We start from the raw sequence: 20,881 nt of genomic DNA, 5'->3' as shown, positions 1-20,881 counted from the left end.
CCCGTTGAGCGAGCGCAGCGAGTCGAAACCCCAGACAGGCAGTCTTGATACGGCCTACTCGACGAGCCGGATGAATTCAGCCGCCGACGACACCCAGTGGATCGGCGTACACCGCGGAGAGCGCCACGGCCACGGCCGCCGCCTCGGGTACGTGCACCCCGAAGCAGGTCGGGACGATCTCCAGCGGTCTCGGCAACAGGCTGGCCGCGTCGAACGCCGCCTGCACCGGAGCCAGCCCGTGCGGATGGGCCGAGAAGGCGTCGCCGGCCACCGTGATCGCATCGGGATTCAACACATCACGCATCATCGCCACCGCCTCGCCGAGCACACGCGCGCGATCGTCGGCGACCACGCCGGCCGACTCGTCCACGTCCAGCCGGGCGGCCGCGGCCTTGACCGCCGCCGTGCCGATCACCGACTGCAACGGCGCCACCGGCTCGACGGCCAGCACCCCCGGTTCCACCCGGAGCCCGGCGATGGTCCCCGCGCCGTGCGCGGGCTGGTGTACTTCGCCGTCGATGATCAGGGCCATGCCGACCGTCTCACGGGCGTAGAAGAACAGGCTCGATCCGCTGCGCTGAACGGTCGACGCCAACAGTAATTCCGCGGCCGCCATCGCCTGAACGTGTTCGGCCACCGACACCGGCACGCCGAGGGCCGCGTGCAGACGCTCCCCCAGCGGCTGCCGATGCCAGCGCAGGATCGTGTGGTCGACGAGGCCGGTGGCGTCGTCGACCACCCCACCGAGCGCTGCGCCCGCCCAGAGGACCCGCCGACCGGAGAAGCGCCCCGCGAGTTCGGCGAGCAGTTCGCACAATCTATCGACGGCCGACGCGGCGTCGGCGTTCGCGAGTTCCTTCGTACGGATCGCGTGACTGTACAGCGTGCGGCCTCCGACGTCGGCGATGACGAGCGCCGTCCGGCGGGCACCGATGTGCATGCCCGCGACGCAGAACCGGTCGGGGTCCAGGGTCAGTGGCAGCTTGGGCCGTCCGACTCCGCTGTGCCCGAGCAGATCGGGTCGCTCGATCACCAGGCCCGCCTCCAGGAGTGCGTTCACCTGCCGGTTGACGGTGGCGGCCGAGAGCCCGGTGTCGGCGACAAGTCGGTCCCGGGTCGCCGGAGCACTGATACGGACAGCGTTGAGAACGGCGGCGGCAGGGCCGGATCCGAAACGAAGTGGCGCGGCCACCACGCCGGCGATGGTCATGCGTCGAACCTATCAGCAGACGAGTTCGGGGCCCGCGGACTCCGGGCATCGCCGGCACCCGCCGCCACTAGACTCGATGCCATGACTAGCTCCGAGAGTTCCAGCAGCAAGGGCAAGATCGCGGTCGTCACGGGGGCGAGTTCGGGTATCGGTGCGGCGACGGCGCGCAGCCTGGCCCGCGATGGCTACACCGTGGTGCTGGGCGCGCGGCGCGTCGACCGCATCGACGCGCTCGCCCAGGAGATCGGCGGCCGCGCCAGGTACCTCGACGTCACCGACGCCGCCTCGGTGGAACGCTTCGCCGCGACGCTCGACCGCGTGGACGTCCTGGTCAACAATGCGGGCGGTGCCAAGGGCCTGGCCCCGGTGGCGGAGGCGGACCTCGAGGACTGGCGCTGGATGTGGGAGACCAACGTGGTCGGCACACTGCGCGTCACCAAGGCCCTGCTTCCGAAGATCGAGGCATCGGGCGACGGTCTCATCATCACGATCACCTCCACCGCGGCACTCGAAGCGTACGACAACGGCGCGGGTTACACCTCTGCGAAGCACGCGCAGGGCGTCCTGCACCGGACGCTGCGCCTGGAACTGCTCGGCAAGCCCATCCGGCTGACCGAGATCTGCCCCGGGATGGTCGAGACCGAGTTCTCCCTCGTCCGCTTCGGCGGCGACGCCGCGAAGGCCGAGTCGGTGTACGAGGGGCTGACGCCGATGGTCGCCGAGGACATCGCCGAAATCGTGTCCTTCACCGCGTCCCGGCCGTCGCACGTCGACCTCGACCAGATCGTCGTCCGCCCCCGCGATCAGGCCACCTCGCGCCGCAACATCAAGACCGGGTAGGCGCCGGGAGTCGCGGACTACTGGAAGACGACCGTCTTGCGGTCGTGCACCAGAACGCGGTGCTCCAGGTGCCAGCGTACGCCGCGGGCGAGCACGAGCGTCTCGATGTCTCGGCCCTGACGCACCATGTCGGCCGCAGAGTACTCGTGGTTGATCCGGCTGACGTCCTGCTCGATGATCGGGCCGGCGTCGAGATCGGCGGTGACGTAGTGGCAGGTGGCGCCGATCAGCTTCACCCCGCGGTCGAACGCCTGATGGTACGGCCGGGCCCCCACGAAGCTCGGCAGGAAACTGTGGTGGATGTTGATGGCCTTGCCGGCCCAGGCTTCGCACAGGTCGGCGGGCAGGATCTGCATGAAGCGCGCGAGCACGATCGCGTCGGGGTCGTAACCGTCGACGATCGCCCGCACGTCCGCGAACGCTTCTTCCTTGCCACCGGCGGGAAAGGGCACGTGGTGGAACGGAACACCGAATCGCGTGGTCATGGTCTCCAGGTCCCGATGATTTCCGACCACCGCACTGACCCGAGCCGGGAACTCGCCGCGCTCGGCACGGGACAGGAGATCGGTGAGACAGTGACTGTCCTTGCTGACCAGCAGCACCACTGATTTCTCGGCACCGGTGTCGGACACCTGCCATTCGGCCTCGGGCCCGAACATCGCGGCCACCTCGGCGAAACGGCTGCGGAACTCCTCCACCGGCATCCCGATCGAATCGGCACGGACGGCCTGCCGGGTGAAGAACCAGCCGGTGGTCTGATCCGAGTGGTACGCCGCCTCGGTGATCCACCCGCCAACGCCGGCGAGGAAGCCGGAGAGGGCAGCGACGATGCCGGTGCGGTCGGGGCAGCCGAGGGTCAGGACGAAGCGACGGTCGTCGCCGGAGGAGATCTGCGAGTTGCTCACAGTTCTCAGTGTGCCAAGCTCGATTCCGTGACGAACACCAACCTGACCCGAGCGGATGTCGCAGCGATGGTCGACCACACGCTGCTGAAGCCCGAAGCGACCCGGGCCGATGCGCAGGCCACCATCATCGACGGTCTGGAGCTCAGCGTGTACTCGATCTGCCTGTCACCGTCGATGCTGCCCATCGACACCGGGTCCGCGCGCACCTGCGTCGTGGCGGGATTCCCGTCGGGCAAGCATCACTCGCTGGTGAAGGCATCCGAGGCACGCCTCGCTGTGGATTCCGGTGCGGATGAGATCGACATGGTGATCGACGTCGGCGCCGCGGTCGACGGCCGGTACGACGAGGTCTTCGCGGACGTCCTGACCGTCCGCGAGGCGATCGGCCGCGACCGGGTGCTCAAGGTGATCGTCGAGTCCGCGGTCCTGCTCGACGCGGTCGGCGACGACTGTCTCGTGCAGGTCTGCCGGCGCGCCGTCGAAGCGGGCGCCGACTTCGTCAAGACCTCGACCGGTTTCCATCCGGCGGGCGGTGCGAGCGTCCGCGCGGTCGAGTTGATGCGAGCGACAGTCGGCGACGGCGTCGGTGTCAAAGCCAGCGGCGGCATCCGCACGGCGGCAGCAGCCGCCGATCTCATCGCCGCGGGCGCGAATCGCCTCGGGCTGTCGGGCACCCGCGCGGTGCTGGACGGCTTCGCCGAGTAGGCCGCGGCAGTACGGCTGCCGAGCGGCACGGCTAGACCGCGCAGCCTCCGGAACCGCTGGACGCGTTGGTCGACTCCGCGGCCGACTTCAGGTTCACATCGTCGCCGGCGAAGGCGAAGTCGATGCCTGACTTGCCGACGTCGAGCTTGGTGACGTGGATCTGCTTGAACAGCGGACCGAACATCGCCGCGGTGACCTGATCGACGATCGGCTGAGCGAAGTCGGACGGGAGACCGAACATCAGCGCCGTCGCGTCCTTCACCTCGAACGAGACCGCACCGTCCTTCACCACCGGCTTGAGCGTCACGGTGGCGGGGATCGGGATGATCGTGATGTTGACCGTCGTGGAGATCTTGATGGTCCCCGCAGACGGATCGGCGCTGATGGACTCGATGGTCGGGCTGCCGTTCTGGCCCTCCTGGCTCATCGTCTGAATGCGCTCGTAGGGAAGGAACCCGTTGCCCTGCAGCGACTGCACGGTGCCGCCGTCGGTGCTGATCCCCTCGGCCCGGGCGTGCAGTTGCATGGTGGAGTCGCCGCCACCGGTGGTGTCTACCTGGACCCACGGGACGTCGCCGTCGACCACCGACATGAGCATCGGTCGCCGAGACACCGAGACGTCGGTTCCGGTTCCGGTCAGGTTCTCGAAGGAGGTCTGCAGACAGCTGGTGACCTTGTGCCGGACGTAGAGTTCGGATCCGACGCCGGCGATCACCACGAGCAGTACCACGGCGGCCACGATGAGGCCGATCGTCCGGCCGCGTCCGCGCTTGGCCGACGGCGACGACATCACCGGCGCACCGGACGACGGCGGTGGCGGCGGCGGAGCTGCCGCGACCGGCGTGAACGCCCCCGAGTCGAATGCGTCCATCTGCTTGGTCGGCGGCTTGCCGGACTCCGAGTAGGCGTGCGTGGCCGGGTCCGAGGTGTAGCGGATCGGCCCGGTGATGACTTCCCCGGTCGGGGTGTCGTCGGGAAGAGCGCCGTCGGTGTCCGGGACGCTGTGCTTGCCCGTCGCCGCGGGCTCCTCGGACCCTGTGGACTCGTCGGACCCCGCGGCCTGGGCGGGCTCCCCCGCCGCATCCGACTCCGGAGCGACGTGCTCTCGGGTCTCGGATTCGCCGACGGCGGCCTCGTCGGAGGCTTCGTCGTCGGAGGAATGCGACGAGCGCGGAGAGTCAGTCATGCGGGTTCGTCCGATCCAGGCGGGGAATGTCACGGGCATTGGCCAGCACGGCCAACGCGCTGCGCGCCTTGTCTGTCAGGGCGAGATCGATGTCATGGACACCCATCTGCACCGCGGAGTCATAGTCGGCGATCACGCTACCGAATGGATCTGAGAGTCGGCTATGACCTATCCCGGTGGGAGCCAAGGAGTCTCTGATGGCGGGGTCGGAGGGTTCGGCCTGACCGACGCCCGCGACGTAGGCGGTGGAGTCCAGCGCCCGAGCGCGAGTCAGGATCTCCCACTGCTCGAGTTTGCCGGGTCCCGAACCCCACGACGTGGGGACCACGATCATCTGTGCTCCGCGTCGGGCGAGTTCGGTGAACAGCGCGGGAAACCGGATGTCGTAGCAGGTGGCGACGCCGACCGTGCAGTCACCGACGTCGAAGACGAGCGGCCGGTGTCCCGGCGCCACGGTCCGCGACTCGGCGAAGCCGAAGGCGTCGTACAGGTGGATCTTGTCGTAAGCGAGGGGTGCGCGTCCGGGTCGTGCCACCAGGACCGTGTTGCGGATCCGGCCGTCGGGCGCGGGCGTGAACATCCCCGCCGCCACCGCGACTCCGTGAGCGTCCGCGGCGGCCGCGACCGCCGATGCCCACGGGCCGTCGAGTGACTGCGCCACATCGCGGAGGGAGACTCCGAACCGGCACATGGCCGCTTCTGGAAACACCACCAGGTCGGCTCCGGCCGCGGAGGCGTCCCGCACGCCGTCGAGCACGATCTCCAGATTGGCGTCCGGGCTGTCGGTGGAACTCATCTGGGCCATCGCCAGTCGCATGCAGTCTCCCTCGGGCACGAGAACATCACTTCTGATAAAGCGTAGATCCCTCCGGCCCGCGGCTGCTGCTGATGAGCTTGGCGAAGCAGTGGTCCTTGTCGAGCCCGTTTCCGCGGCACCAGGCCAGTGCGTCGTCCGCGCTCGCGAAGCCCTGGGCCGACACCGTCACCCACCAGCCGCTTTCGGAGAACACCGGCCACTCACTCGAGTCGAGCAGCCGCACCTGCGGGTACCGGGACCGAGACGACTCGAACTCCGCCAGGATGGTCTGGTTGTCCCAAGTACGGCCGTCGGCGTACAGGCCCGGGCGCTTCGCACTGATCTGCGCAGCCCAGCGATCGGCGAGGGCACCGCGGAAATCGGCGGCGTCGGCCGTCGCCTGATCGCGCAGGCGCCCGGCGGCATCGGTCTCCGGATCGGCCACCACCGATGTCACGGTGTGCGTGGGAGGTGCCTGCGTGACGACCGTCGGGGCCGGGTCCGCGGTCTTCTCGTCGGGGGCGTTCACGACCTTCATCCAGACGACGACGGCGGCCACCGCCAGACCTATCACGCAGGCGATCGCCAGACCGAGAAGGACCGCACGCCCCGCCCCGCCGGCCGGTGCCGGTCCGTAGCCGGGCGGCGGATACGGGCCGCTCGGATACTGCGTCGGAGCGTAGAGCGGTCCCGAGGATGCGGGGCCGGCGTAGTGCGGACCCGAGCGGTACGGGTCCTCGAGACCGGGGGTGTCGTAGGTTCTGGTCGGCTCCCGCAGCGGCGGCACCGACGGAGGGTCGGGCACCGGCCGCGACATCGTCTCGGCGTAGTGATCGACGTCGGGCGCAGTCTGTGCGGTGTCATTCCGTGCGGGGTCATTCCGTGCGGGGTCATCCGGCCGGCCATCTGTGGACATGCCGGAAGCGTATCGGCGAACTCCGACATCTTCGGGAAACCCGACCGAACGGACGACAGTCGCAGCGCGTGGCCTCGGGGCTTCCGCCGCGTGCGGAACTCGTCAGGTCAAGCGGGAGCGACGGCGCCCCACGGCACGGTCAGCAGGTTGTCCACGCGACGGCCGCGAGGCACGCGGACGTCGACCCCCGAGTCCCGGAGCATGTCACGCGCGTACCGCCAGCGGTCGCGCGGGCCGAAGACCTCGCGCCCGGCCGCCCGGTCCCAGCACTGATCGGCGGTCTCCAGGAGCCGATGGATCGCCTCACCGTCCACGTTGCGGTGGATCAGTGCCTTCGGCAGCCGTTCGGCCAGCTCCGACGGGCGGCGGGTGTGTGCGGGCGACCACGCGAGAGTCAGTTCGATCGGTCCGTCGCGGTCGAGGAGGATCCAGCAGCATCGGCGGCCGATCTCGTCGCAGGTGCCCTCCACGATCAGGCCGCCCGGGGCCAGCGCGCTCCGCATCTGCGCCCACGCCGCATGCACCTCGTCCTCGCCGTACTGCCTGAGCACGTTGAACGCCCGAACCAGATGCGGCCGCATACCCGCGAGTTCGAAGCCGCCTAGCGCGAAGCGCACCCCGTGACGCGGTTCCACGATCCGGGCGGGGTCGATCTCCAGGCCGACGAGGTCCAGGTCGGGTATCACCCGGCGCAGCCGGATCGCCATCTCCACCGCGGTGTCGGGGCGGCCGCCGTATCCGAGGTCGACGGCCAGCGGCCGCGGAACGTCGCAGGCGGCACGGACACGGGGGTCGGCGGCCATCGCGCGGTCGACGCGACGGAGCCGATTGATGTTCGTGGTACCGCGGGTGATGCGCCCGCTGGGTCGTCCGGCCGCGAGGCCGGCGCCTCTCACGCGAGGTTGTCCTCGACCCAGGTCGACGTGAACTCGGCTTCGCCGCGGAACAGGTCCACCAGATTCACCAGCATCAGCTGTTCGAGCTTGGCGTTGACGAACGGGATGTACACCTTCACCTCGGTCGTCTTGCGGATGGTGCACCCGGTGTCGGTCGGGAACAGTTCCTGACGCCCGGTGAGCGAACCCGGACCGGCCGGGATGGACGCGCTGTAGCTGCCGTCGGTGTTCACCGGATCGAACACGCCGTAGTTCTCCGTGCGCGTGATCATCATGTCCTTGAGCATGACGGTCTGGGCGATGGGCGGCAGCATGTCCCGCGTGATGGTCTGCTGCAGGACCACGCGGATCCCGTCGTCACCGGTCTCGAACTCCTCGACGTTCGAGATCGGGGTCAGCTCGCGGAACTCGACCATGAGATCTTCCCAGTACTTCTTCTGCGACAGTGCCTGGTAGATCTTCTCGGCCGAGTGCGGGTACCGAGCTGAGTAGCTGAGCCGTCGTGCCATGTGGGACAGCGTAACGTCAGATTCAACCCTGCCGAAATTCGACGGATGCGTCACGTTCGGCGTCGAGCAGCAGTCCGACCTGCTCGATGATCGCCTTCTCGATCTTGCCGCCGACGAACGGGATCGAGACATCGGCCTGTCCGGAATACCGCGCGACCGCCGGGTCCCCGCTGATGACGATGTCACCGTGGATCTTCGCCGGAGCACCGGAGACCGCCGCCTCCATCGAGCCGGTGATCTGCTCGCCGGCCAGCCGGAACACGCTGGTCCGCGGGATCTCCAGGTCGCCGGGCCGGACCGCGGTCACGACGGACGGCAGGTTCTCCGCACCGACGCCCTGCTTGCTCACCACTGTCACCTGATCGCCGTCGAGTGCGAACGACTCGATCGAGCCGTGCCCGGCGTTGGTCGCCTGCACCAGGTCCCGCCAGTACTGTTCGGTGCTGATCAGCGACCACAGTGCGGACACGGAGAACGGATAGCTGACCGAATGCTCGAACTTGCTCGACATGGCAGCCAGGTTACCGTTACTGACGTGACCGACCCACAGCAGACCACCCGTGTGCGCGACGCCTCGAGCGTCCTCTTGGCCGACTTCACCACCCTGCGGCTGGGTGGACCCGCACGCGCCGTCGTCCGGTGCGAGACGACCGACTCACTGGTCGCGACGGTCGCCGGTCTCGACGCCCGGCGCGAGCCGGTGTTGCTGATCGGTGGCGGCTCCAACCTCGTGATCGGCGACGACGGTTTCGAGGGCACCGCGGTCGTCATCGCGAGCGCCGGAATCGAGTACGGAGACGAGGACGGACGGCCGTACGTGACGGCTGAGGCCGGAACCGATTGGGACTCCCTGGTCGCCGACACCGTCGCCGCGGGCTTCGGCGGGTTGGAGTGCCTCTCGGGCATCCCCGGCGCCGCAGGCACCACACCGGTTCAGAACGTCGGCGCTTACGGCGTCGAGGTCGCCGACGTTCTGCGGAGCGTGCGATTGCTCGACCGCGCCACCGGAGACATCCGCTGGGCCGCGCCCGACACACTGGGCCTGGCCTACCGGACGAGCGACTTGAAGGGCCGCCACGATCAGGTGGTGCTGGCCGTCTCGTTCTGGCTCAATCCGGGCGGCGTGTCGGCGCCGATCCGGTACCGCGAACTGGCCCGCACGCTCGGCGTGGACGAGGGCGGCACCGCCGGCGCCCGCGACGTGCGCGACCGGGTGCTCGGGCTCCGCGCCGCGAAGGGCATGGTGCTCGACCCCGCCGATCACGACACCTGGAGCGCGGGATCGTTCTTCACCAACCCGATCGTTCCCGAAGAGCGTGTGGAGGCGATTCTCGAGCGCATCGCGGCGCACGTCGGCGCCGACGTCGCGGTCCCCCGCTATCCGGCGGACGCCGGTGTGAAGCTGTCGGCGGGGTGGCTGATCGAACGCGCCGGTTTCACCAAGGGCTTCCCGGGCGACGGAGCGCCCGTCCGGCTGTCGACCAAGCACACGCTGGCGCTGACCAACCGCGGCGGCGCCGACACGGCGGATCTACTCGAACTCGCCGGGCGGGTGCGGGACGGGGTGCGGGACGTCTTCGGCGTCGAACTGCACCCCGAACCCGTCTTCGTCAACTGCCGGTTGCCGCGCTGACCCCGGAGAGCAGATTGCCGAGCAGTGCGTCGAACTCAGCGGACCGCTCGTAGGGAACCATGTGTCCCGCACCCTCGTACACGTTGTACGAGTACAGGAAACCGCGTCGGCTCAGCACCTTGGCCATCTCCTGGGCGTGTTCCACCGGCGTCAGGAGGTCGGCACTGCCGACGACCACCGCCGTCGGGACCGTCACCTTGTCGAGTCCGGACAGCACGTCGAGCGAGTACATCGCCGAGCCCCACGCACCGCGCGCCTTCGGCGAGCAGGAAGCGATCATCTCGTCGGTGAAGTCGACGTGGGCCTGGCGGGCGACGGGACCGGTCGTCACATAGTGGGAGAACTTCTCGGTCAACGAGTTGCTCGGCAGGGGCAGCCGCGAGGAGGTGAAGGTCCGCTCCAGCACTCGCTTGCCCGGACCGGCTACGGCCGGCATGTCCTCGGGGATCAGATGCTGTCGCTGGACCACTCCGCGTGCAGCCGTGGAACACAGGACGATGGCCGAGACCCGGTCCTCCATGCCCGCACCGAACTGCTTGGCCCACGACATGATCGTCATGCCGCCCATGCTGTGTCCCACCAGCACCGCGCGCTTGCCCTCGGGGATCATCGCTTCGAGGACTGCCTGCAGGTCCTGACCCAGCATCTCGATGGTCGCCGCGGCCGTTCCCATCTCCGAGAGGCCGTGGCCGCGCTGGTCGTAGGCCACCATCGGGCGGCCGCTGCCGAAGTGGTTGAACTGTGCGTTCCAGAATCCGGTGTTGCAGGTCCAGCCGTGAATCAGCACGACGATCTCGTCGGCGTCCTCGACGTCACCGGAGGCCACCACGTGCAGCAGCGTGCCGTCCGGGGTGCCGACCACCGACGACCGCATGGGGTGCGTCGGCGGAGCGAGCATCGGGTCGGGGCCGTCCTGAACGGGATCGGGGTACTTGAACACCTCGCGGACCATGAATCCGCCGGCGACCGCCAGTTCGGCAGCCGCCACTCCAGCGGCGCCCACCGCGCCGATCGTCGCCCAACGGCGCGCTCGCGTCCATGTGTTCTTCGTCGTCATTCGTCGACCTCCGTCTGGCCGCCGGTCGCCCGGCTGCTCTGCGCAGACTGCTGCTGCGTCGCATCGAAATAGGTACTGGCCTCGCCGATCGCCCGCGAGATCTCCTTGTCGAGAGCCCGGCTGAAGGTGGTCTCGACGATCTCGTGGGCCATCGGCCGAACGGTCTGGATCAGCTCGGCCATCTTCGCCAGCTTCTCCTCGCCGAGGTTCGGCAGATTCTCGTCGAAGTACTTGTCGGTGATGATGGATACGAAGCTCCGAGCGACATCGGTCAGATCCGACTCGACTCGCATCCATCGATCGAGCAGGTCATCGATGTCGATGCCGCCCTTCACCAGCACTTCGGCGCCTTCGAGCAGCTCCGGATTGCGGATTGCGTAGTGGGCGCCGTCCTTCGTGAGCAGTCCCAGCTTCTGACTGAGATTGATCGACCGCTCGTCGGCGCCCAGCGTCTTCTTCAATTCGGTGAAGGTGATGGTGGCGGCCCGCTTGATGTTGCGGAACCTTCCGCCCTTCGGAGCCGCGCGCAGCACGTGCTCCACCTTCATTCCGTAATGCGCGGCGTGCAGGAGTTCGCTGATCGTCGCGAACGTGTAGCCGCGTTCCAGCATGCGTGAGATCAGGTTGAGCCGGACGAGGTGCTCGTCGGAGTACCAGCCGGTGCGCCCACGGATCGTCGGCGGCGGGAGCAGTCCCCGGTCCTGATAGACGCGGATGTTCCGGACGCTGACTCCGGAGACCTGCGCGAGGTCGTTGATGCGGTATTCGCTCACCGGTGGGGTCCCCGCGTCCCTACGCGTTCTTCCGGAACCACGAGCGGCCCAGGATCTCGTCGGTCCGAACCCGGACGTCGACGACGTAGACGAGGACCGCGGTGATCGCGGCGAGGAAGAACATCAGTCCGAAGCCGAGCGATGCCTGCACCAGCCAGATCAGCAGCGTCGACACCGCGAGGACGGCCACCCAGAAGGTCTTCGTCTGCGCGTCGACGGCGGTGAAGGCGTCGGGTCGCGTGATCGCGGCGTGCACCAGGGCCACGGCCGCGGTGACGCCCGCGATGACGGTGATGGCCAGCAGGATGTACTGCTGGGCGTAGATGACGAAACTCGCTGCGCTCACGACTCCACCTTAATCACGCGCCGGCTCGGCCGAATCGGCCCGGAGGACGTCGACCGTGCCGGCCGCGGACGCTCCGTCCGACTGCTCGCTCGCTCCGTTCTCTCGGCGGAACGAATCGTAGATCTCCAGCAGCATCTGCTTCTGCCGCTCGCTGATGGAACTGTCGGCGAGCAGTGCGTCGCGCACCGGGCTCGCCGGCCGCGCCTCCAGGATTCCGGCGCGCACGTAGAGCACTTCCGCGGAGACGCGGAGTCCCTTGGCGATCTGCGAGAGCACGTCGGCCGACGGCTTGCGCAGCCCGCGCTCGATCTGAGAGAGGTACGGGTTGCTGACGCCCGCTCGCTCGGCCAGCTGCCGGAGTGAGACCTTGGCGGACAGCCGCTGACTGCGGATGAACTCGCCGATGTCCTGCGCAGCGGTGGCCATGGCCTCGACGGTTCCCGTCTCGGACTGGCCGTCCTGGTGATCATGCTCGGATGTCATACGAAACTCGTGCCTCCCGGATTCCATTATCCGCACCGGGCGCTAACAAGTGCAAGCGCGTCAGGGGAACAGCAGAACCGAGACCGTGTAAATGGCCAGGCCGGCCAGCGATCCGACCACCGTGCCGTTGATGCGGATGAATTGCAGATCACGCCCGACCTGCAGTTCGATCTTGCGACTGGTCTCCGCGGCATCCCATCCCCGGACCGTCTCGGTGATCACCGAGATGATCTCCGCCGAGTAGTTGTCGGCCACGTGACGGGCCGCCCGCACCGCCCAGCCGTTGAGCTTGGCCTGCAGCGGTTCGTCGTCGCGGATCCGTTCCGCCAACTGCACCACCGCGTCGGAGAGCGAGGTACGCAGCGTCGACTCCGGGTCGTCGAGCATCTGCTCGATGACCGCCTTGCCCGCCTGCCACGCGGTCGACGCCGCTCCGGTCACCTCGTCTCGTCCGAGGAGTTCCTCTTTGAGGTTCTCGAACTTGGCGATCGTCGCCTCGTCCTCCTGCAGTTCCCGGGCGAAGTCCTCGACGAAATCGTGCATGGCGATCCGCAGCTCATGCTGCGGATCGGCGCGGACCTTGTAGGTGAACTCGGTCAGTTCGCGGTAGATCCGGTCGCCGACGAGATGGGTCACGAAGCGCGGTGCCCACGCCGGACCGTCGCGGTCCACCACGCGGTCGATGAGCGGCTGACTGCCCAGCGCCCACTCGTGCGCGCGGTCGCAGGCGAGTTGGATCACCGGTTCGAGACGGTTCTCGGCGACGAGCTGCTCGAGGATGCGCCCGGCGGGCGGTGCCCACAGCGGTTCCGCCGCCCATTTGAGGGCGGCCTGTATGAGGCGTTCGACGTCCTCGTCGCGCAGCATCTCCGAGCAGAGCTTGAAGATCCTCGAGACCTCGTCGTTCACCCGCGGCTTGTTCGCCGGGTCGGCGAACCACGTGGAGACTCTGCGCGGCAGGTCGAGCGAGGCGACACGATCCTCGATCACCTCGCGGGTCATGAAGTTCTCCTGGACGAAGCCGCCGAGCTGGTCGCCGATCTGGTCCTTCTTCCGCGGGATGAGCGCGGTGTGCGGAATCGGCAGTCCGAGCGGCTGACGGAACAGCGCGGTGACCGCGAACCAGTCGGCCAACGCACCGACCATTCCGGCCTCGGATGCGGCGCGGACGAATCCGACCCACGCGGCCACGTCCGCTCCGTCCCGGTGTTCGAGCCAGCGCATGCAGAAGTAGATCACCGCGGCGCCGACCAGCAGGCCGGTCGCCACGATCTTCATCCGCCGCAGGTCGTGGGCTCGTTTCGCGTCCGCCTGCGTCAGTCCCGCGGGCACCGCCGGAGACTTCGGGGTGCGCTGTCGATGGTCCAAGGTTGACGACACTCGTCCAGTGTTCCGTACGAGCTACTAGGGTTTCCAGGTGATGCCGAACCCTCCGATACCCACGAGTGCCGCGCGCGCCGCCGTCAACGCGGCGGCGACGCTGACGCGCGAGCTCGAACAACGCATCCTGACGCCTGCGGTGGAAGCCGTCGCCTCCGACGGCCGTAAGCAGCGCTGGGAGAAGCACAAGCAGGAGCGACGCGCCGAGCTGACCGCGGGCACGGTGGAAGCGATCCGGGCTCTCGGCCCGGAGGTCGGAATGGACGACATCGCCCGCCACATCGGGGTGTCGAAGACCGTGCTCTACCGGTACTTCGCCGACAAGAACGACCTCGCCGCCGCCGTCACGCTCTGGTATGTGGAGACGACCGTGATGCCGCGACTCATCGACGCGCTGTCGGGCGACATCGGCGACTACCGCCTGGTTCAGGCCGTCATCAGCGTGTACGTGGAGACGGTGTCGTCGGATCCCAATGTCTACCGGTTCACGATGGCGCGGCCGTCGGGCAGCCGTCCGGTCGCCGCCGAGGCCGAGAAGATCTTCGCGGGGGCCCTCGAATCGACGCTCGAGGCGCGATTCGCGGCCCGCGGCGCCCAGACTCGCGGCGCCCGCACTTGGGCACGCGCGATGGTCGGGGCCACCACCGTCGCCGTTGAGGAGTGGATCGCCGTCCCGGACCGGACCTCGCAGGATCTGGCCGAGGAACTGACGATGCTCGTCTGGGGCGGCATCGTCGGCGTGGTGGGCGCGGGTGGCGATCCGGCCTGCTTCGCAGCCGATCCCCCACAGCTCCCTCCGGACGAAGGGCATCCGCCCGCCGGGTGACCGGGCGCAGACCGGGAGGCTCTCCGCGACCACGGCTCAGGCCGCCGCGTGTCCCGGCCGGGACTCGCGATCGGGTTGGGCCGCGGCCTCCGGCGGCGGATGCTCGCGGCGATGCGGAACGGGAACTTGTTGATCCTCCCGTGGGTGCAGGTGCCGTGCCTGCCCGGCGTGGTGGACGGGGTTCAGGCGCCAGGAGTGATCGGTGGTGGCCGGTCGCCAGCCCATGCGTCCGGCATCGGGTCCGTCGGGGAGGATGGTGGTCTCCCATTGGCCGCGGTTGGTGCCGACGGCGCGGTTGTGGCGCCCGCACGCGGCGCCGAGAGCATCGATGTCGGTGCGTCCGGCCGGGGTGATCCAGTCCGGTGCGTGATGGGCCTGAGTTTGCGCGAAGGGGCGGTCGCAGCCGGGGGCGGTGCAACCGCGGTCGCGGGCGAACAACGCCAACCGCTGCGCTCTACTCGCACACCGCGCACCACGACCCTGGTAGAGGACTTCGCTGGTGTGATTCCGGAAGACCGCCAGATGCGGCACAGCCTCGGCAGCGAGCCGCACGAGTTCACCGATCGGAACACGGCTACCTGTCGCGGTCAGCGCGATTCCGGCGTGGGCGGCGAGTTCTTGATCGGTGACGGTGATGACCAACTCGGCCGGTATCCGGCTCGGTGCACCCAGCCCGCCGTGGGCGAGAACGTAATCACACAGGGCCAGCAGTGCGTCGTGTGTGCGTTGGGCGGCGCTGCGCAGATCCCGGCCCCGCGCCGCCGCCAGAGCCTCGGCGTCGATGCCGTCGGCGTCAATGGTTCCGGTGGGTGAGTCGGGGTCGGCGGGGTTGTTCATCCCGGGTGCGGCCCAGGCGGTCAAGATCACTTCGAACTTGGCCCGCAACTCCGGGGTCATCGCGCCGCGGACTCTGCTCATCAACTGCCGATCCTGCGGGAGGATCGTGATTCCGCGTTGGCGTTGCCGGTCGACGTGATCGCTCTCCTGACCATCGGGGTCCAGGTGAGCGAGCAGCCGGTCACCGACCTTGCCCAGATCATCCGGATTCAACCCAGCCGCAGCCTGAGCGAGTTCGGCTTCGGCACGGGCTTTGACTTCCGGCGAGATGCAGCCGGGCACTTTCGCCAACACGGCCGAGATCACCAACGCGTGTTCGGCGCCGACAGTCCCGGCCGCCACCGCTGCGGCGGTCGCAGGCTTCCGCGGAGGCAGGGTCTGCCCTTGGAAGTTCGAGAACTCGCCGATGGTCTCGGCCATCCGCAACCGCCGACCCGCCTCCCGGGTCCCCAGCCGCAAGCCCTGTGAGAGGTATTGGTGCGGATTCAGATAGCCGGCGGTGCGGTGGGCGTTGCGGTCGGAGACCTCCACCAGGAGTGCCGCGGAGATGCCGTCCCAGCGTCGCCGGATGCGTTCGGCGGTCTGTGTGTGGGCCAGCAGTTCCGGTTCGGTCTCCGGTGACAGGGAGGTCTCGGCGAGTTTGACCGCCGCGGCATCGATCAGGGCGAGTAGTTCGGCGGGCTGCTCCGGCAGCGCACCGGTGGCGACGACAGTCGCGATCGAATCGGTGATCGGATCGGTCATCGCTGCCACCTCCCCCGAGTGTTTCAGCTGGTCAAACCATGTTTTCTTGACCTACCAGAACTCTACCAACGGGGTATGACAGAACACATTAGGGAATCGATCATATGTGCCAATCTGCCTCAGCCAGTCCCCACCCTCACCGGTCCTCAGCGGCGCCCGACAGCGTCTCCGGCAGGCCCGCCAGCGAGAACAGTTCGGGCTCGAAGAAGGCACCGACGTGCGCCACCCGACCGTCGACGATCGTCAGGACATCGAGTTGGAAACGACGCCAGACGTCGCCGTCGCGCATGAACATCCCGGCCGCCGGCAACCCGTTGCAGGACGTCTTGATCATCCTGATGTCGCCGGCTTCCTTGGCCGGGCACTGGCTGAGGGTGAGCACTCCGATGTTCTCGGCGCCGAGATACCAGCCCGGGAACGGCGGCATCTCCCACACCGCATCGGCGGCGAGCACGTCCACCACGCCGGGGATGTCGTGCCGCTCGAAAGCAGCGCAGAACTCGTCCCACACCTGCCGCTCGTGGTCGGACAGTTCCGCGACGCGCCGGCCCTCTAGCCGGGTGCCCTCGCCGACCGCCCTGCGTGCGCGCGACAACGCGCTGTTGGCCGCCGCGACTGTCATGTCGAGTGCTTCGGCGGTCTCGGCCGCACTGAACGCGAGCACGTCGCGCAGAATCAACGCCGCGCGCTGACGCGCCGGAAGCTCCTGCATGGCGGCGACCATCGCCAGCCCCACCGACTCCCGCGCCGTCACCGTCGACGCGGGATCGCCCAGCGCGCCGTCCGGCAGCGGCTGCAGCCACGGGATCTCATGGTTCGGGATCACCGGTTCACGGGGATCGGAGGCCTCGGTGCCCAACCCGCTCGGCAGAGGCCTCCGCGCCCGGCTCTCCAGGGCGTTGAGACAGGTGTTGGTCGCGATCCGATACATCCACGTGCGGACCGACGACCGTCCTTCGAAGCTGTGAAAGGCCTGCCACGCACGCAGATACACGTCCTGCAGCACATCTTCGGCGTCGGTGGCCGATCCCAGCATGTGATAGCAGTGCACGAGAAGCTCGGCGCGCAGGGCACTGGTGGCCGCTTCGAAGTCACGGTCGTCGGTCATCGCCTCGTCAACTCCTCCGCCGCTCCTGAGCGGTCACTGGTGTCCCGGTCGTCACTGCGCCTGCTGCTGCGCGGCGTACGCCTCAGGTCCGGTCTCCACCGCGGCCGGATCCATCCACATGATCTCCCAGCCGTGGCCGTCGAGATCGTAGAACGAGCTTCCGTACATGAACCCGTGGTCTTCCACGTCCCCGGCCGTCGCACCGGCTTCCAGGGCCTTGCTCACGATGCCGTCCACCTCCTCACGGCTCTCCGCGCTCAGGCACAGGATCGCTCCGCTGGTGGTCGTGGCGTCGATGATCTGCTTGGTGGGCACGAAACTCTGGTAGAAGTCGCGGCGCAGCAGCATCGCGACGATGGTCTCGCCCAGCACCATCGCGGCGGCGTTCTCATCGGTGAAGCGGTCGTCGAACGTGTATCCCATCTTCCCGAAGAACTCCCGGGACGCGTCCAGGTCGGCGACGGGCAGGTTCACGAAGATCATCTTGTGCATCGGGGTCTCCTTGCAGTCTGCGGCGTCCCTCTCGGAGGCCGTCATAGAGATAGACAGCCCGGCCCGGCAGAACTGATCGGTCGACGCGAGATCTATTTCCGCGAAGAGCTCACAGATCCCGGATCGCGGGGGCGTCCGGGACGGTCAGCACCTCGATCGGATCGCCCGCGGTGATCGTTCCTCGCTCGACGACGCGCAGGTAGGGCCCCACGCGGCGGGCCTGAGCGAATCGTTTCACCCACCCGCGGCCGTCTTCGCCCATCCATCGTGCGAACGTCTGACAGGGGATCCGCGGCGACGTGACCTCGACGATCACCTTCTCGCCGATACGCCATCGCTCACCGATCCGCGCACCGTTCACATCGATTCCGACCGTCCGCAGGTTCTCCCCGAAGAAGCCGGGCGGAATCTCCCGGCCGAGCTCGGCCGCCCAGTAGTCGGCGTCCTCCTGCGCATAGACGTACAGCGCCTTGTCCGGGCCGCCGTGATGCTTGCGATCGGCCTGCACATCGGCGAACGCCCCGTATTCGCCGATCCGGACCGGCCCGCTGACCGGCCGCTTGTCGATGGCCGTGGTCCCCACACTGCCTGGATCCGGATGCAGGGCTGCTACGACGCAGATCGCGGTGACTTCGGCCATGCGGTCAGCCTACGGCGAGGATCTCCCGGGGATCGAAGGTGACGTTCACACGAGTGATGAGGCCGGCCTCGACATGCGTCCAGTTCGCGACCGCGGTCGGAGGCGCCCCGGCCATGCCGAGATCGAACCAGGTGATGACGTCGGTGTCGTCGGCGAGCCGTTTGCGGATCTCGAGGCTGTCGGTCCCGGCCGCCATGCCGTTCAGCCCCTGCAGGAACTCATCGGGTCCGGATGCCGTGCCGAGAACTCCGACGAACTCGCAGTCATCCGCCAGATGAGGCCGCAGGTCGGAGAAGTCCTTGCGCCGCCAGCAGTCGACGTAGAGTTCCGCGATCTGGAGCGGAGTGCGTGCGGGGACGGCAGATGATGTATCAGTCATGTCTTCACTGTCCGCCCGCATACGGGTATACGTCCAACAGCTGGTACTTCTGCGAACTAGAATCACTGATTATGGAGTTGCACCAGCTGCGATATCTCGTCGCGGTCGCCGACCACGGCTCGTTCACCGCCGCCGCCGAGGAGTTGCTGGTCAGCCAATCGGGAGTCAGCGCCCAGGTCGCCAAGCTGGAGAAGGAACTCGGGCATCGCCTTCTCGACCGCTCCGGCCGGACCGTCGTCCCGACCGCGGAAGGCGATGAGATCCTGGTCCACGCGCGCGCAGTCGCGCGGGCGGTCCAGGCGGTCCGGACCACCGCTGACGAGCTCACCGGTCTCGTCCGCGGGCACGTTCGGCTGGGCACCGTGATCGGCTGCACCATCCCCGGCTACCTGCGTGGGTTCGCCGACTTCCGGAGTGCCCACCCCGACGTCTCGGTCACCGTCACCGAGGACAGCTCCGACCGGCTGATCGCCGATCTGGAACTCGGCCGGCTCGACGTCGCGGTGGTGGCGCACGCCGCACCGCTGCCGGCCGCCCTCGGACCTCGCACCCTGATTCGCGAGCCGTTGGCGGCCGTGGTTCCGAACCGTCATCCGTGGGCCGACTACGACCGTGTCCCGCTGTCGGAACTCGCCGACGTCACCGTGCTCTCGCTCCCCGAGGGCACCGGTGTCCGGGCGGCCCTCGCCGAGACCGCCGCAGCCGAGCAGGTGCCCATCGTTCCGGCCGTGGCAGCGCATTCGCCCTCCGCGGTGCTGGCGCTCGCCGAACTCGGCAGCGGCGTCGGACTGCTCACCGCGTCGATGGCCGCCGGCCATCCGGGGGTGGTAGCGATCCCGGTGGCGCGCTCGCGGCGGACGTCGCTCTCGCTGGCCCGCCGACCGGACCCCTCCGCGGCAGCCCGGGCCATGACCGCAGCGCTCGCCCGCCGGCTCACCCCCGCGCAGTGATCTGCGACCCGGCGGTCAGCGGATCGTAGTCGCGAACGACCCTGCGGCCAGAACGGTGCAGCCGAACACGACGATCGCCATCGGCGTCGCGCTGGCCTCCCCACCGATACCGACCAGAGGCGAGACGATCGCACCGACCGTGAACTGAAGGGACCCGAGGACCGCGGAGCCGGTGCCCGCGCGCTCCCGGACCTCGCCGAGTGCCAACGCGGTCGCGTTGCCCGCAGTGAAACCGAAACTCGAGGTGAGGCAGAACATCAGCACGAGCAGCAGCCAGTGGACGCCGGGCACGGCCAGTGCGACGACCAGCATCGCGACGCCCACAGCCGAGAGCACGGCCACTCCCGCGGCGAGCAGGGCGTGCGGGCGGAACCGCCCGAGAAGCCGGTTGTTGGTCCACCCCGCGATACCGATGCCCACCGCGTTCACGGCGAACAGCACCGAGTACATCCCGGGCGAGAATCCCATCACCTCTTGGATCACGAACGGCGAGGCCGAGATGTACGCGAACATCGCACCGAACCCGATGCCGAAGGTCAACGTGTAGCCGAGGTAACGGCGGTTGCCGAGAACCGCCCCGATGCCGCATCCGATCGCCCGCGGCTCGATCGGATGCCTGCGCGGCGCGGGCAGCGTCTCGGGGACGAAGGCGACGACGGCCATGAGCATCACCGCCGCCAGGCCGGCGAGGACGAAGAACACACCGCGCCACCCGATCGGCCCCACCAGCGCTCCGCCGAGCAGCGGCGCGACCACCGGCGCCGCGCTGGTGATGATCATCATCACGCTGAACAGTTTCGCCGAGCGGTCCCCCGAGGTCCGGTCCGCGATCACTGCACGAGCGACCACGACACCGATCCCGCCGGTGACTCCTTGCAGGAAGCGGCAGGCGATGAGGACGATGATCGACGGTGCGAGTGCGCACCCGAGCCCCGCGACGGCCAGCAGAACGGTACCGACGATCAGCGGCCTGCGGCGTCCGAGTCCGTCCGAGAGCGGTCCCACCAGCAATTGCCCCGCCGCCAGCCCGAGCATGAAGGCGGTGAGCGTGAGCTGAACCGACGACGGCGACGCCTGAAGATCGTCCGCCACCCGCGGGAGTCCGGGCAGATACATGTCCGTCGCGAGCGGAGCGATGGCCGACAGCAGGGCGAGGCTGAGCAGCATCGCCAGACCGATGCCGCTGCCGGGAGCGCTCGCACCGTCGAGGCGGGACGTCCGGTCAGACGTATCCGATGCCATGAGTCGAAGTTACCGGCCACGGCCGGCG

24 protein-coding genes are annotated in these 20,881 nt (G+C 68.5%); 5 read left to right on the top strand and 19 right to left on the bottom strand.

Translation table 11 applies throughout. The features are described 5' to 3' along the window. Positions 1–76: 76 nt before the first annotated feature. Entirely contained in the window at positions 77–1,210 is a 1,134-nt protein-coding gene (locus tag ACE11G_RS02780) for an ROK family transcriptional regulator (protein ID WP_006897336.1), read from the bottom strand. An 81-nt stretch (positions 1,211–1,291) separates the two neighbouring features. On the opposite strand from ACE11G_RS02780, the gene ACE11G_RS02775 reads away from it, so the two are divergent. After that, a complete protein-coding gene (locus ACE11G_RS02775) occupies positions 1,292–2,050 on the top strand; it encodes an SDR family oxidoreductase (RefSeq protein ID WP_006897337.1) in 759 nt (252 codons plus the stop codon). A gap of 17 nt (positions 2,051–2,067) precedes the next feature. Here ACE11G_RS02775 and purU read toward each other — a convergent pair whose 3' ends face one another. Then, entirely contained in the window at positions 2,068–2,955 is an 888-nt protein-coding gene (gene purU / locus ACE11G_RS02770) for a formyltetrahydrofolate deformylase (RefSeq protein ID WP_006897338.1), read from the bottom strand. A gap of 27 nt (positions 2,956–2,982) precedes the next feature. On the opposite strand from purU, the gene deoC reads away from it, so the two are divergent. Next, entirely contained in the window at positions 2,983–3,660 is a 678-nt protein-coding gene (gene deoC / locus ACE11G_RS02765; RefSeq protein ID WP_062366030.1) for a deoxyribose-phosphate aldolase, read from the top strand. A gap of 31 nt (positions 3,661–3,691) precedes the next feature. Here deoC and ACE11G_RS02760 read toward each other — a convergent pair whose 3' ends face one another. The 6 genes from ACE11G_RS02760 to ACE11G_RS02735 all read right to left on the bottom strand — a co-directional run bounded on the left by ACE11G_RS02760 (position 3,692) and on the right by ACE11G_RS02735 (position 8,474). Then, positions 3,692–4,846, bottom strand: coding sequence for an LmeA family phospholipid-binding protein (locus ACE11G_RS02760; protein ID WP_375003598.1), 1,155 nt, complete (start codon positions 4,844–4,846; stop codon positions 3,692–3,694). Further along, positions 4,839–5,663, bottom strand: a complete 825-nt coding sequence (locus tag ACE11G_RS02755; protein WP_039867769.1) for a carbon-nitrogen hydrolase family protein — start codon at positions 5,661–5,663, stop codon at positions 4,839–4,841. Before ACE11G_RS02755 ends, ACE11G_RS02760 begins: the two co-directional genes overlap by 8 nt. Before the next feature lie 25 nt (positions 5,664–5,688). After that, the gene (locus tag ACE11G_RS02750; protein ID WP_375003596.1) at positions 5,689–6,558 is read right to left on the bottom strand and encodes a hypothetical protein; all 870 of its coding nucleotides are present in this window, start codon (positions 6,556–6,558) and stop codon (positions 5,689–5,691) included. A gap of 107 nt (positions 6,559–6,665) precedes the next feature. After that, the gene (locus ACE11G_RS02745; protein ID WP_006897343.1) at positions 6,666–7,454 is read right to left on the bottom strand and encodes a hypothetical protein; all 789 of its coding nucleotides are present in this window, start codon (positions 7,452–7,454) and stop codon (positions 6,666–6,668) included. After that, on the bottom strand, positions 7,451–7,963 hold the full coding sequence (locus tag ACE11G_RS02740) for a DUF2505 domain-containing protein (protein WP_006897344.1): 513 nt from the start codon (positions 7,961–7,963) through the stop codon (positions 7,451–7,453). Before ACE11G_RS02740 ends, ACE11G_RS02745 begins: the two co-directional genes overlap by 4 nt. 22 nt (positions 7,964–7,985) lie before the next feature. After that, positions 7,986–8,474, bottom strand: a complete 489-nt coding sequence (locus tag ACE11G_RS02735; protein ID WP_006897345.1) for a DUF2505 domain-containing protein — start codon at positions 8,472–8,474, stop codon at positions 7,986–7,988. Positions 8,475–8,498: 24 nt separating this feature from the next. Between ACE11G_RS02735 and ACE11G_RS02730 the strand changes: the two genes are divergently transcribed. Next, positions 8,499–9,596: a UDP-N-acetylmuramate dehydrogenase gene (locus ACE11G_RS02730; protein ID WP_231875648.1), complete on the top strand. Its 1,098-nt coding sequence runs from the start codon at positions 8,499–8,501 to the stop codon at positions 9,594–9,596. Here the strand turns inward: ACE11G_RS02730 and ACE11G_RS02725 are convergent. The 5 genes from ACE11G_RS02725 to ACE11G_RS02705 are packed head-to-tail and all read right to left on the bottom strand — an operon-like array spanning position 9,574 to position 13,533. Further along, positions 9,574–10,653 (bottom strand): alpha/beta fold hydrolase, encoded by a 1,080-nt coding sequence (locus ACE11G_RS02725; RefSeq protein WP_006897347.1) that lies wholly within the window; start codon positions 10,651–10,653, stop codon positions 9,574–9,576. The genes ACE11G_RS02730 and ACE11G_RS02725 overlap by 23 nt on opposite strands. Beyond that, entirely contained in the window at positions 10,650–11,426 is a 777-nt protein-coding gene (locus tag ACE11G_RS02720; protein ID WP_006897348.1) for a MerR family transcriptional regulator, read from the bottom strand. The genes ACE11G_RS02725 and ACE11G_RS02720 overlap by 4 nt, the downstream gene beginning before the upstream one ends. A 19-nt stretch (positions 11,427–11,445) precedes the next feature. Further along, a complete protein-coding gene (locus tag ACE11G_RS02715; protein WP_006897349.1) occupies positions 11,446–11,772 on the bottom strand; it encodes a DUF2516 family protein in 327 nt (108 codons plus the stop codon). 9 nt (positions 11,773–11,781) lie between these two features. After that, positions 11,782–12,255 (bottom strand): helix-turn-helix domain-containing protein, encoded by a 474-nt coding sequence (locus ACE11G_RS02710; RefSeq protein ID WP_006897350.1) that lies wholly within the window; start codon positions 12,253–12,255, stop codon positions 11,782–11,784. Between the two features lie 60 nt (positions 12,256–12,315). Continuing rightward, positions 12,316–13,533: a DUF445 family protein gene (locus ACE11G_RS02705; RefSeq protein ID WP_346077371.1), complete on the bottom strand. Its 1,218-nt coding sequence runs from the start codon at positions 13,531–13,533 to the stop codon at positions 12,316–12,318. A 142-nt stretch (positions 13,534–13,675) separates the two neighbouring features. On the opposite strand from ACE11G_RS02705, the gene ACE11G_RS02700 reads away from it, so the two are divergent. Then, positions 13,676–14,461: a TetR/AcrR family transcriptional regulator gene (locus ACE11G_RS02700; RefSeq protein WP_006897352.1), complete on the top strand. Its 786-nt coding sequence runs from the start codon at positions 13,676–13,678 to the stop codon at positions 14,459–14,461. Positions 14,462–14,497: 36 nt separating this feature from the next. On the opposite strand, the gene ACE11G_RS02695 is transcribed toward ACE11G_RS02700, so the two are convergent. The 5 genes from ACE11G_RS02695 to ACE11G_RS02675 all read right to left on the bottom strand — a co-directional run bounded on the left by ACE11G_RS02695 (position 14,498) and on the right by ACE11G_RS02675 (position 18,661). Continuing rightward, a complete protein-coding gene (locus ACE11G_RS02695; protein WP_375003592.1) occupies positions 14,498–16,042 on the bottom strand; it encodes a DUF222 domain-containing protein in 1,545 nt (514 codons plus the stop codon). Between the two features lie 136 nt (positions 16,043–16,178). Continuing rightward, entirely contained in the window at positions 16,179–17,150 is a 972-nt protein-coding gene (locus tag ACE11G_RS02690; RefSeq protein WP_062366042.1) for a sigma-70 family RNA polymerase sigma factor, read from the bottom strand. A gap of 51 nt (positions 17,151–17,201) precedes the next feature. Beyond that, positions 17,202–17,642: a VOC family protein gene (locus ACE11G_RS02685; RefSeq protein WP_006896212.1), complete on the bottom strand. Its 441-nt coding sequence runs from the start codon at positions 17,640–17,642 to the stop codon at positions 17,202–17,204. A 109-nt stretch (positions 17,643–17,751) separates the two neighbouring features. Beyond that, a complete protein-coding gene (locus tag ACE11G_RS02680) occupies positions 17,752–18,282 on the bottom strand; it encodes an MOSC domain-containing protein (RefSeq protein WP_006896211.1) in 531 nt (176 codons plus the stop codon). A gap of 4 nt (positions 18,283–18,286) precedes the next feature. After that, entirely contained in the window at positions 18,287–18,661 is a 375-nt protein-coding gene (locus ACE11G_RS02675; RefSeq protein WP_062366133.1) for a nuclear transport factor 2 family protein, read from the bottom strand. Positions 18,662–18,732: 71 nt separating this feature from the next. On the opposite strand from ACE11G_RS02675, the gene ACE11G_RS02670 reads away from it, so the two are divergent. Continuing rightward, a complete protein-coding gene (locus tag ACE11G_RS02670; RefSeq protein ID WP_375003588.1) occupies positions 18,733–19,611 on the top strand; it encodes a LysR family transcriptional regulator in 879 nt (292 codons plus the stop codon). A 15-nt stretch (positions 19,612–19,626) separates the two neighbouring features. Here the strand turns inward: ACE11G_RS02670 and ACE11G_RS02665 are convergent, their stop codons facing one another. Next, on the bottom strand, positions 19,627–20,853 hold the full coding sequence (locus ACE11G_RS02665; protein WP_375003586.1) for a multidrug effflux MFS transporter: 1,227 nt from the start codon (positions 20,851–20,853) through the stop codon (positions 19,627–19,629). Between the last annotated feature and the right edge of the window lie 28 nt (positions 20,854–20,881).

Source organism: Gordonia sp. PS3 (assembly GCF_041950545.1).
Classification (GTDB): domain Bacteria; phylum Actinomycetota; class Actinomycetes; order Mycobacteriales; family Mycobacteriaceae; genus Gordonia; species Gordonia sihwensis.
This window is presented reverse-complemented; position numbering and strand designations above follow the sequence as displayed.